Below are 11,388 nucleotides of genomic sequence, written 5' to 3' on the forward strand. Positions count from 1 at the left end.
GCACCGCCACCGCACCGCGTTCCGTGCACCACACCGGCTCTAGTCGCGGTGCCGTGACCGATTCGCGGTGCGGTACGCGGGCGGCGGGCGGGGCGGGGCGGGCGGGGCGCGGCGCGGCGCGCTAGCGGCGCTCGAGCTCGACGAGGCGGGCGCGGTGCGTGTCGAAGCTCGCCACCTCGGCGTACCCGTCGCCGAGCAGCTCCTTGAGGCCCGACCTCGGTGAGGTGCTGCCGTCGGCGGCGACGTACTCGATGAACCAGACCCGCTCGACGTCGTCGAACCGTCCGGCCGCGGCGGCCTCGGGCACGGTCAGCACGTCGTCGCGCCAACCCTCCGCGTCGACGAACGGCGTCTTGAGGGTCACGTCGCGCAGCCCCTCGAACCCGTCGGGGTACGTGTGCAGGGCGAGGCGCGGCTCGATCGACGGCTTGGGGGACCCGTCGAACACGATGGCGTCGCCGGCTCCGGCGTGCTCGCCGACGAGGGCGCTGAGGTCCTGCCAGCCCGTCGCGTTCTTCGCGTAGGGGCCGCGCTGATCGAGCCAGACGGGCACCGCCAGCCCGACCACGAGGGCCCCACCGAGCACCGCGACCGCGGTCCGGCGCGACGCCAGCACGTCGATGCCGATCGCCACGAGGATCGCGACCGCCGGGGCGCTGAACGACAGGTACCGGCCCGAGAACGCCGGGACGACCAGGTTGAGGGCCAGCAGAGCCGCGGCCGGGACGAACGCGAGCAGCACCGCCACGACGGTGAGGCGGCCTCGCGGTGTCACCGACAGCGCGGCGACCCACCCGTCGCGCGAGCGCCTCAGCAGCCTCACGACGAGAGTCACGACGGCCACGCCCACGAGCAGCCAGGCCACCACGGCGAACCGGGCGTCGCCGAACCACAGGTCGATCAGCAGAGCCGTCGGGCTCGTCGTGTCACGCCGGGCCAGGAACGACACCTGCTCGCGCTGCGCCACCGAGAACACCACGATCGGCGAGACCGCGGCGAGAGCCACCGCGACGGTGCGCGCCCAGGGCTTGACCGCGCGCAGCATCGCGTCTCGATCGCGCGCCAGGGCCAGGAGGAGCAGCGCGTGCACCCCGACGATCAGCCCGAAGTAGATGAAGACCGCGACCCCGAGACCGGCGAGCACGCCGTAGACGACCCAGTCGGCCCGGGAGGCGCGGTGCCGGGAGGTCACGATGCGCACCAGCGCCCAGGTGCTCCAGACGGCGAGGGCCGCGCCGAACGCGTACGACCGCGTCTCGGTGCCCATCGAGGTGACGCGGGGCAGCACCGCGGCGACGACTCCGGCGAGGACGGCGAGACGACGGGTGCCGAGCCGGTCGACGAGGAGCACGACGCCGGCCACCATCGCGCCCACCGCGAACGCCGACGGCAGGCGGGTCGAGAAGGGGGAGGCGCCGAACAGGTCGATCCAGAAGTGCAGCCCGAGGTAGTAGAGCCCGTGCACGGCGTCGATGTGGCCGACCATGTGCAGCAGGCTCGGCAGGGGGCGCTGGGCCGACATGACGCTCGCGGCCTCGTCGCCCCAGAACGACGGGATCCACGAGCCGACGGCGGAGATCGCGACGGCGATCAGCCCGAGGGCCGCCGCCAGGCGCACGGGAGGACGGGTGCCGGCGACCGGGACGGTGCGAGCGGCGACGACGGTACGAGCGGCGACGTCGGTGCGAGCGCCGGTGCCGGTCGCGGTCTCGTCGGGGGTCGACGGGTTCGTCACGGGGTGCCTCTCCGACCCGGGGTCGTTCCGCGGGGCGAGGCCGGGCGGCCGACGGGCGAGCGCGGGCCGAGGGGCGGACCGCGGAGGCGGCGCCCGGCTCGTTCCGGACGGTCGGCCGCACGAGTCGGCCGCCGTCATGGTAACCAGGCCGGCTGCACGACCGCTGAGGCGGGCGTCCCCCACCGGCACCGCGCCTCCTCGGCCGCCACCGCGCCCCGCCCGTCGCCCGCCGCCCGTGGGTCGCCCTGACCATCGACTGGTCGGTAGATGCTCTTCACCGGCGCGCTAAGAGCATCTACCGACCACTCGATCGGGCAGGCCGCGACGGGAGCGAGGGAGGCGCGGACCGGGGCGAACGGGGACGGGGACGACGGGAGCGAGGGAGGGGCGGGCCAGGTCGACGGGGACGGGGAGGGGCGGCGGGAGACGGAGGCGACGGGGACGGAGCGACGGGACGTGGGCGTAGGGCGTGAGCGACGGGAGGCGGGAGCGAGGGCCGCGACGAGCACCGCGAACGGGGCGGGCGCGACGCGGCGCGACGCGACGCGGCGCGACGCGACGCGAGCGCGTCGGGGTCGGCGGCGGCGCGCGGCTAGGCTCGCGGGATGGTCACCGTCGTGCTCCCCTGGCGTCCGCAGCCCAGTCGCATCGCGGCCTTCGAGGTGGTCCGCGACTGGTACGCGGCGGCCCTGCCCGACGCCGAGATCCGCACCGTCGACTCCCCCGACCCGGTCTTCAACCTGGCCCAGTGCCGCAACCTCGGGGTCGCCGCCCTCGCCGACGACGAGATCGCCGTCATCGGCGACGCCGACACCCTGCCGCAGCGCGAGCCCCTGCTCACCGCGATCGAGGCGGCGCGCGACAGCGGGCGCGTCCACCTGCCGTACACGGAGTACCACTGGCTCGGGCGCGACGGGACCGCGCAGGCGGCCGCGGGCACGCCCCTCGAGCGGTGCGACTTCGAACTCGTGCGCGGCGCGTGCTCCGGGGTGTACGTGACCCGCGCCTCCTCGTGGCGCAGTCACGGCGGACAGGACGAGCGGTTCCGCGGCTGGGGCTTCGAGGACGCGGCGTGGTTCCTGGCGCACACGACCCTGCTCGGCGAGCCTCCGCGCCGGCACGAGGGCATGGTCTTCGCGCTGCACCACCAGGCCGAGGTCCGCGAGGGGCCGCAGTACGACGCGAACGCCGCGCTGATGCAGCGGTACCGCGACGCCTCCGTCAGCGCCGAATCGATGCGCGAGTTCGTCTTCGGAGGCTGAGCCGTCACGCCGTGCGCGAGTTCGTCTTCGGAGGCTGAGCCGTCAGGCGGTGCGCACCACGTGCAGCGCCCCGAGCGCATGGTCGAGCGCCGCCTCGAGCGGCCAGCCCTCGCGCTCGGACTGGCTGAGCAGCAGCCCGCCCTGGATCGCGGCGAGGATCGCCGTCGCCACCCTCACGGGGTCCGCGGTCTCGACCACGGACCCGGCCGCCTGCATCCGACGGATGCCGGTCGCGAGCGCGTCGCGCCAGGCGTCCCAGCTCGACTTGATCGTGCGCTCGAGCTCGACGTCGGTCGCGGCGGCCTGCGACGCGAGGGTGCCGATCGGGCAGGCCCACCGGCCGAGACTGATGTAGTACTCGACGAGGGCGGCCCGCCAGCGCTCCCAGGACTCCCAGGTGCCGAGGTCGTGGATCTCGGGCTCCTGCGCCTCGAGGAGCTGCCGCCCCTCCCAGAGGGCGACCTCGTGGATCAGCTCGGTCTTGCCTCCCGGGAAGTAGTGGAAGAGCTGGCTCTTGCTGGTCAGCGTCGCAGCCCGCACCGTGTCGAGCGTCGTGCCTCCGATGCCGGCGGCGAGGATCTGCCGCCCCGTCTCGTCGATGATCCGCTGCCGGGTGAGGCGCCCGCGCTCGGTGATCTTCGTCTGCTCCACGAGGCGAGCCTAGACCGGATGGACCCGGTGGTCCAGAAAAGCTGGACTCTGCGGTCCAGTCCGTGCTAGCAATGGACCATGCAGTCCAATACAGAGATCCTCGACTCCCTGCCCACCGACACCCGGCTCACCGGCCGCACCGCTGTCGTCACCGGATCGACCAGCGGCATCGGCGAGGCGATCGCCCACGTGCTCGCCGCCTCCGGAGCCACCGTCGTCGTCAGCGGGCGCGACGCCGACCGCGCCCAGCGCGTGGTCGACGCGATCGTCGCCCGGGGCGGCTCGGCCCATGCCGTGCCCGCCGACCTCGCCGGCTCGTACGCCGACATCCGGGCGTTCGCCGCCGCCGCTACGGAGGTGCTCGGCGGCCGCGTCGACGTGCTCGTCAACAACGCCGGCGTCTATCCGACGATGCCGACCGACGCGCTCGACGACGCCGACCTCGACGCGATCCTCGCGACGAACATCCGCGCACCGCACGTGCTCGTCGGCGCCCTCGCGCCGGCGATGGCCGAGCGCGGCTCCGGAGCGGTCGTCAACATCGGCTCGTGGATGTCGCGGGTCGGGGTGCCGTTCGGCGCCATGTACACGGCGTCGAAGGCCGCGATCGAGCAGATGACCCGCACCTGGGCGGCCGAGTTCGGACCGCGCGGCGTGCGGGTCAACAGCATCGCCCCGGGCGCCACCTCCACCCCGGGCAACGCCGAGTCGGCGGCTGTGCTCGACTCGCTGACGGCGTCCACTCCGGCCGGGCGACCGGTGCGTCCGGTCGACATCGCCTTCGCGGTGCGGTACCTGGTGTCGGACGACGCGGCCTTCGTGCACGGCGCGCTGCTCGACGTCGACGGCGGCATCCTCAACGCCCGGACGATGTAGCGGGCCGCGCCTCCCTCCCGTCTCATCCAGGAGTCACGACATGCCGCTCACCCCCGAAGCCGAGCGGCATGTCGTGACTCCTCGCACACGCGGAGGGAGCCGAGGAGGCGCGGATCGCTCCGGTCAGCCGCCCGCGGCCAGCGCGGCGTGGGCCCGCACCCGCCCGGGCGTGGCCTGCAGCGACGCGGCGAGCGCGGCGAGGCGCTCGGCGGCGTCGGGCGCGGTCGTCGGCAGGTCGAGCACGTGGCGCAGCGCGTCGGCCAGCTCGTCGACGGTCGCCGTGTTCGGGGCCAGGGCGACGCCGAAGCCGGTGCGCTCGAGGGCCTCGGCACCGGCGAACTGGTCGGTCGAGAAGGGCAGCACGACGACGGGCACGCCCGCGGTCATCGCCTCGGTGACGCTGTTGTTGCCTCCGTGCGTCACGGCCGCGGCGGCGGCGTCGAGCAGGGTCACCTGCGGCAGGAACTCGCGCACGAGCCAGCCCGACGGGATCCCGCCGAGGTCGGCGCGCGACCCCGAGCCGAGCGCGATCGCGGCGCGCACGCCGAGCCCCCGCAGCGCCTCGGCGACCCGGCCGAGCACATCGGACCGCACCGACAGGAAGCTGCCGAAGCTGACGTACACGAACGGGTCGTCGGACCCGGACAGCCAGGCCGCGACCTCGTCGTCGACGGGCTCGGTGCGCACGGCCGAGCCGAGCCAGGCGTGCGGGGGCAGCCGCGCCTCCCGCTCGGGGTCGGCGAGCTCGCCGGGGTAGTTGTAGAGCAGCAGCTCGCCGTGCTCGCCGAACGCGCTCGTCGACGGCGGCAGGTGCGGCGCCAGCTCGGCGAGCGCCGCGTTCCACTCGGCGGTGAACGACGTGTCGACCCGCTCGCACAGGGCGCGGAGGTCCGCGAGCGGAGCGTCGGCCCCGGCAGCCCCGACCCCCGCGAACGCCGCGGGCCACGCCGGCGGGAACCCGTACACCTCGTCGCCCACCGGCAGAGCCGACGGGTGTCCGAGCACGACGTCGGCGTACGGGACTCCTCCGGCGACCAGGGCGAGCCGGGCGCTGAAGGCCAGGTGGTCGACGACGATCCGGTCGGGCCGGACGGCCGCGACGACGTCGAGCACGGCGCGGGCCGTCGCGACCGGCTGCCACATCAGGTCGGTGAGGCGTTCCCGCGCCTGGTACGAGAGCGTCTCGACCATGCCGAGCCGCGTGGCGTCGAAGAACCCGCGCAGCGACGCGTCCTCCTCGGCGACCTGCTCCTCGGCGCGGATGACCCCGGGATTCGAGCCGCGGCCGAGCTGCAGGTGCACCCGCTCGAAGCCGAACGACTCGACGATGGAGGCGGTGGCCGGCCCCGTCGCCACGACCACCCGTTCGCCCCGGTCGCGCCACTCGGTGGCGAGGGTCGCGAGCGGCAGCAGGTGCGACGCGTAGTCGGGGCTGATGACGAGGAGGGTCATCGTGCGCTCACGCTCCACTCGCGCTGCTCGAGCTCGTCGTGGTGGACGGTCTCGTAGACGCCGGTCAGCGCCCGGGCCATCGCCTGGATCGTGAACGACCGCTCGACGGTGTCGCGGGATCGACCCGCGCGCGCCTCCGTCCTCTCGTCCGCGGCGGCCGTGAGGGCGCTGCCCATGGCGGTGCGGAGCGCGTCGACGTCCCAGGTGCGGGTGAGGAACCCGGTGTCGCCCTCGCGGACGTAGGTCGACGGGCCGCCGCCCTCGGGCGCGACCACGAGCAGCCCCGAGCCCATCGCCTCGAGCAGCGCGATGCCGAACTCCTCCTTCAGGCTGCCGCAGACGTAGACGCCGCGCGGCGCGGCCAGGCCGGGCACGCCGAACCGTGCCGCGGCGACCCACCGGGCCACGGTGTCGTTGGGCCGATGCCCCGGCAGCAGGAGTCCGGAGGCGCGGTGCCGGTCGGTCGGCACGATCCCGTCGATGAGGTCGAGCTGTTCGCGTTCGTCGGCGCTCGGGTGCGCCAGGTCGCCGCCGATGACCAGCAGGTTCGCCCGTTCGCGGAGCGCTCCGCCGGCCCCCGTGGACCCGGAGCCCCGGTCAGCCCACGCCTCGACGATCGTCGCCATGCCCTTCACCCGGTGCAGACGGCCGACGCTGACCAGCAGCGGCAGGCCGCGCCGCGACTCGGGCAGGGTGTCGAGCAGGGCGCGCAGCTCGGCGAGCGGCGGCGTCGCGGGCAGCCCGGCGGCGTGCTCGGCGGCCTCGGACACGGCGCGGTCGACGACGTCGAGGTCGATGCCCTCGGGCACGATCGTGTGCCGCTCGGGGTGCGACGTGATGTCGATCCCGACCAGCTCGCGCATGTCGCGCTGCAGCTCGGGTCGCGGGAACAGCACCGTGTGCGACGCGTTCGACGCCAGCTGCTGCACGAGGCGGGTGCGGAACCAGAAGTGCTCGTGCGCGTCGACGTCGCCGAAGGTCTCGCGGGTGAGGGCGCCCGACAGGTCGAGCGACTGGATGACGGCGTGCGGATCGGGGGCGACCGTGAACACGACGGGGATGTCGAGCTCGCGCGCGACGTCGGCCGCGGCCAGGCTGCCGACGTCGGCCATGCGCAGGTGCAGCAGGTCGACCCCGCCGCTCGCGCGGAGGATCCGGCGGATGCCGCGCCGTGCCGCGACCCGCAGCGGCCAGGCCGCGGCCGACGAGACCGGCTCGTTCAGCAGCGGCACGCGACCGTAGGCGTGGCCGGACGTGGTGCCCGCGATGTGCTGCACGCTGTCGAGCGCGCCCGCCGCCGAACCACGCGACAGGGTGACCACACGACCGATGCGAGGGGCGTCGCGTTCGTGCTCCGCGCCTCCTCGGCTGGTGTCGGGGTCGGCTCCCTCGCGTCCGGCGAGCGCGTCGCCGAGACGGACGAGCAGCGTGGCGATGCCGCCGTTGTCGCCGCTGCCCGCCTGCGTCAGGTCGGCGTCGATGTCGGCGTGCAGGAAGAGCTGGGCGACGGTGAGGTCGCCCGACGGGGTGCGCGGCTCGTCGTTCCGGGCCGAGAGGTCGACCACGGCCAGCCGGGCGACGTCGCCCAGGTAGCCGTCGTGGCGGGCGAACGCGTCGACGGCGGCGGCCACCGCCACGTCGCCGCGTCGCTGCCCGAGCGCCGAGACGGCGGCGACCCGCACCCGCTCGTCCTCGCCGGGGTCCGACGCGATGGTCAGCAGCGGCCGGGTCGCGATCGCGGCACGCACCAGGCCGAGCGTCTCGACCAGGCGGTAGCGCGCACCGGGCTCGTGCACGCCGAGCAGCGCGCCCTCGAGGCCGACCGCGACCAGCGCCGGCGACGACGACGTCCACTGCTCCAGCGTGCGCTGCGCCACCATGCCGACGAAGCCGCCGGTCGCGACCAGCCCGATCAGCCGCCCGATCGTGTCGTAACGAGGGAGGCGCTGGCTCAGCGCCGAGGCCGCGTGCTCCCTCAGGAAGGTGCGGTCGCTCGACAGCAGACCGGACAGCACGACGTCGGCCTGCTCGTCGAAGACCTGCGCGAGGGCGTTCGTGGCGGCGATGGCGACGAGCTGGTCGTCGCTCGCGAGGGCCGACCGCAGCACCCGGATCGTGCGGGCCCCGCCGGTGCGCGCGGCGTCGAGGGCGAGCTCGTCGGCGAGGCGCATCGAGTCGACGAGACGCTCGGCCTCGTGGATCGCGTCGAGTGAGGTCTGGATGCCCATGATGGCGCCTCTCGGGGTCGGATCGACGGCCCGGGGTGCCCGAGCCGATCGGAGCCTATCGCCGCCCGGTGACGTGGGGGTCCGCGTGCCGTGCCGTGCGGCGATCCGGAGCGCAGCCGGCGGGTAAGCGCTCACCCGCCCGGGGTGCACGGAACCCGCCCCCGCACGAACACGGGCTCGCGTGGGCGCGAGCCCGCCGGGGCAGCCACGGCGGCGGACCGGCTTCCGGCATCCGGTACCGTCGTCTCGGCGCGTGACCGCGACCCCTTCCCCCACCTCGCGACACCCCTGGAGAACCCGTGCGCATCGTCACCATCGGAGACGTCGGCGTCGTCGACGACATGATCCACATCGGCGACGAGGCGATGTTCGACGAGTTCGCCGCGCAGCTGCGCGCCCGCGGCGCCTCGATCACGGGCGTCTCGTCGTCCCCGGCCGAGACGGCGGCCCGGTACGGCATCGACGCCGTGCCCACCCTCGACTTCTCGCCCGCCACCACGGGCGGTCGCGACGGACAGCGCGAGCGCAGGAGGCGCGTGCTGGCCGCCGCCGACGGCGACCGTTCCGCACTCCCCGACTCCGACCGCGCGTGGCGGGTGATCGACGCCGTGCGGGCTGCCGACGCGGTCGCCGTGGCCGGCGGCGGCAACATGGCGTCCCTCTGGCCCATGCACGTCTACGAGCGCGCCACGCTGGGTGCGCTGGCCCGGCGGGCGGGCAAGCCGTACGTCGTCACGGGCCAGACCATCGGTCCGGTGCTCGAGGGCGAGGACCGCGACCTGGTCGCCGAGCTGCTGTCGGGCGCCGAGCTCGTCGGGCTCCGCGAGGGCGCCTCGTTCGAGCTGGTGCGCGGGCTCGGCGTGCCCGAGTCGCTGCTGACCGCGACGATCGACGACGCGAGCTTCGTCGGGCTCGGCTCCGACTCGGACTTCGGCACCAGCTCCGACTCCGGCCCCGACACCGGCTCCGCAGACGCGGCGCCGCTCCCGTACTGCGCGGTCAGCCTCTCGGCCCACGTGGGCGACGCCGACCGCGGCCGGTTCGCGGAGTCCGTGGCGCGCCTCCTCGATCGGATCGTCGACGAGACCGGTCTCGAGATCGTCTTCCTCGCGCACTGGGCGTCGCTGCGACCGGGCGACGAGCGCGGCGACTCGCTGCTGCACCGCGCCGTGATCGAGCAGATGACCCGGCCCGCCCGCGTCGAGCCGACCACCGACACCCCGGCCGCGGCCCGTCTCGCGCGCGGCGCCGCACTGCACCTGACCAGCCGCTACCACCCCGCCGTCTTCGCGGTGGCGGGCGGCGTGCCGACGGTCGGCATCGCCGTCGACGACTACACGACCGTCAAGCTGACCGGCGCGCTCGGCAACTTCGGCCAGTCGAGCGTGGTCTCGTCCGCCGAGCTGCTCGACGGCTCGGCGGCGGCGGTCGCCCTCGACGCCTGGGCCGCCCGTGCGGACGTGCACCGAGCCTGGGAGGCGCGGGTCGGCTCGGCCCGCACCGCCTCCGCCGCGTGGTGGGACCGCGTCGCGAGCACGCTCGGCGCCCTCCGCCCCTAGCTCGCGCCGCCCCCGCGGCCGCGTCACACCCCTTTTTCGGCGCTACACCCCGATGGAACGGGGTGTGACGCCGAAAGAGGGGTGTGGCGGCGAGCGGCCGGGCCGGCCGGGCCGGCTCAGGCGCGGTAGAGCGTGATCGTGTCGGCCGCTCCGGCGGCGGCGGCGGCCGGGAGCGTGCCGGTGCGGGCGAAGTCGGCCCAGATCTGCCGGATCCTGCGGCCGCGGCGGTCGACGTCGGCCCACTCGCTGCGGCCGACGAGCATCGTGTGCCCCCACGACTCGCGGCCGCCGAGCAGCAGCGGCACGTCGGTCACGTGCGCGGCCCCGAACTCGGCGCCCTCCGGAGCCCAGGTCATCTCGTAGCGGACGGCCCGCCCGCCCGCGGCCCCGTGGCGATCGGCGAAGGCGCGGGCGTCCTTCCCGTAGATGGCGCGCGTGGTGCCGCCGACGAGCAGGCGCCGCACCGCGCCTCCCACCAGGGGCAGACCGGCGAGCCGCTTGAGCGCCGGGATGAACGCGAGGAACAGGCCGGTCTCCTCGCTGGTCGAGCCGATCAGCAGGTCGATGCGCGGGGCGACGCGGCGCCAGGCCGCGTCGCGGTCGGCCTCGGCGGGCAGCGGCGACTCGCCGTACTGGGTGCCGAAGGCCATGCCGCCGCGCAGGCCGAAGCGGCGGGCGGCCTTCTCGGCGACGGCCTGCAGGGCGAGCACGTCGTCGACGGGGGCGTCGCGGGACGGAGTGCCGACGGCGGCGGCCATCGCGGCCACCATCTTCGAGCGGCCGTGGGTGATGCCGAGCGGCGCGCTCTGCACGATGGCCCGCTGGAACAGCCCCTCGGCGCCGTCGCTGATCATCAGGTGCGCGATGGCGTCGCCGCCCGCGGACTGCCCGAACAGGGTGACGCCGTCGGCCGCGCCGCCGAACGACTCGATGTTGTCGTGGATCCAGCGCAGGGCCTCGAGCTGGTCGAGGAGCCCGAGGTTGGCCGGCACCCGGTCGCCGTCGCCGAAGAAGCCGAACATGCCGAGCCGGTAGGTGACGTTGACGACGATCACGCGCTGCTCGACGACGAGCGAGCGGGGGTCGTAGACCTCGAGGTCGCCGGCGCCGGTGACGTACGAGCCGCCGTGGATCCACACCATGACGGGCAGCCGCTCACCGTCGGCGAGGTCGGCCGGCAGGGTGATCGAGAGGTACTGGCTGCTCTCGTCGCCGACCATGCCCTCGCCGGCCCCTTCGATCAAGGCGGTGAGCGTCTCGGACGGCAGCTGCGGCGAGCCCGGCGAGCGGTCGAAGGCGAGCACCTCGTCGGTCGCGGGCGCGATCGGCCGCGGCGCCTCGAACCGCTCGGACTCGGCGTACCGGATGCCGCTGGCGCGCACGACGTCGCCGTCGACCCGGCCGACGATCGTGCCGGACGGCGTCGCGAACCGGCGACGCGCCTCCTCGGGGATCGAAGCGGCGGATGCGGGAGGCGCGGTGCGGGAGCTCGAGTCGGTCACCAACCCACGCTAGGCCCGCCCCCTCGACGACGCCCGCGCCGCCCGGGCATCGAGTGGTCGGAAGATGTCGTTCCCGTCGCCAGGAGGAGCATCTTCCGACCACTCGACGCGCGAGCCCGAGCG

Annotated in this window: 8 protein-coding genes; 3 read left to right on the forward strand and 5 right to left on the reverse strand. The window is 75.0% G+C overall.

The features are described from left to right. Positions 1 to 121: 121 nt before the first annotated feature. Complete coding sequence (locus tag FFA01_RS06245; RefSeq protein WP_167627300.1) at positions 122 to 1,735, reverse strand: glycosyltransferase family 39 protein; 1,614 nt, start codon at positions 1,733 to 1,735, stop codon at positions 122 to 124. Between the two features lie 605 nt (positions 1,736 to 2,340). Here FFA01_RS06245 and FFA01_RS06250 point away from each other — a divergent pair. Next, positions 2,341 to 2,997, forward strand: coding sequence for a hypothetical protein (locus tag FFA01_RS06250; protein WP_146854105.1), 657 nt, complete (start codon positions 2,341 to 2,343; stop codon positions 2,995 to 2,997). Between the two features lie 42 nt (positions 2,998 to 3,039). On the opposite strand, the gene FFA01_RS06255 is transcribed toward FFA01_RS06250, so the two are convergent. After that, positions 3,040 to 3,648, reverse strand: coding sequence for a TetR/AcrR family transcriptional regulator (locus tag FFA01_RS06255; protein ID WP_146854106.1), 609 nt, complete (start codon positions 3,646 to 3,648; stop codon positions 3,040 to 3,042). A 78-nt stretch (positions 3,649 to 3,726) separates the two neighbouring features. Here FFA01_RS06255 and FFA01_RS06260 point away from each other — a divergent pair, with 78 nt between their 5' ends. Continuing rightward, the gene (locus FFA01_RS06260; RefSeq protein WP_146854107.1) at positions 3,727 to 4,524 is read left to right on the forward strand and encodes an SDR family NAD(P)-dependent oxidoreductase; all 798 of its coding nucleotides are present in this window, start codon (positions 3,727 to 3,729) and stop codon (positions 4,522 to 4,524) included. 123 nt (positions 4,525 to 4,647) lie between these two features. Here the strand turns inward: FFA01_RS06260 and FFA01_RS06265 are convergent, their stop codons facing one another. Both FFA01_RS06265 and FFA01_RS06270 read right to left on the reverse strand, forming a co-directional pair. Then, complete coding sequence (locus tag FFA01_RS06265) at positions 4,648 to 5,976, reverse strand: nucleotide disphospho-sugar-binding domain-containing protein (protein ID WP_146854109.1); 1,329 nt, start codon at positions 5,974 to 5,976, stop codon at positions 4,648 to 4,650. Further along, complete coding sequence (locus tag FFA01_RS06270; RefSeq protein ID WP_146854112.1) at positions 5,973 to 8,204, reverse strand: glycosyltransferase; 2,232 nt, start codon at positions 8,202 to 8,204, stop codon at positions 5,973 to 5,975. Before FFA01_RS06270 ends, FFA01_RS06265 begins: the two co-directional genes overlap by 4 nt. A gap of 299 nt (positions 8,205 to 8,503) precedes the next feature. Between FFA01_RS06270 and FFA01_RS06275 the strand changes: the two genes are divergently transcribed. Beyond that, positions 8,504 to 9,763: a polysaccharide pyruvyl transferase family protein gene (locus FFA01_RS06275; RefSeq protein ID WP_146854114.1), complete on the forward strand. Its 1,260-nt coding sequence runs from the start codon at positions 8,504 to 8,506 to the stop codon at positions 9,761 to 9,763. Positions 9,764 to 9,879: 116 nt separating this feature from the next. Here FFA01_RS06275 and FFA01_RS06280 read toward each other — a convergent pair whose 3' ends face one another. Beyond that, positions 9,880 to 11,265 carry a carboxylesterase family protein gene (locus FFA01_RS06280; protein WP_244289726.1) on the reverse strand — a complete coding sequence of 462 codons (1,386 nt, stop codon included), beginning with the start codon at positions 11,263 to 11,265 and terminating at the stop codon, positions 9,880 to 9,882. Positions 11,266 to 11,388: the final 123 nt, after the last annotated feature.

This window comes from Frigoribacterium faeni (assembly GCF_007988805.1).
GTDB classification, from domain to species: domain Bacteria; phylum Actinomycetota; class Actinomycetes; order Actinomycetales; family Microbacteriaceae; genus Frigoribacterium; species Frigoribacterium faeni.

Bases quoted from the DNA above. Each gene is read 5' to 3' on its own strand.
- FFA01_RS06265 (WP_146854109.1), bottom strand. From the start codon at position 5,976: ATGACCCTCCTCGTCATCAGCCCCGACTACGCGTCGCACCTGCTGCCG.
- FFA01_RS06250 (WP_146854105.1), top strand. From the start codon at position 2,341: ATGGTCACCGTCGTGCTCCCCTGGCGTCCGCAGCCCAGTCGCATCGCG.
- FFA01_RS06270 (WP_146854112.1), bottom strand. From the start codon at position 8,204: ATGGGCATCCAGACCTCACTCGACGCGATCCACGAGGCCGAGCGTCTC.
- FFA01_RS06260 (WP_146854107.1), top strand. From the start codon at position 3,727: ATGCAGTCCAATACAGAGATCCTCGACTCCCTGCCCACCGACACCCGG.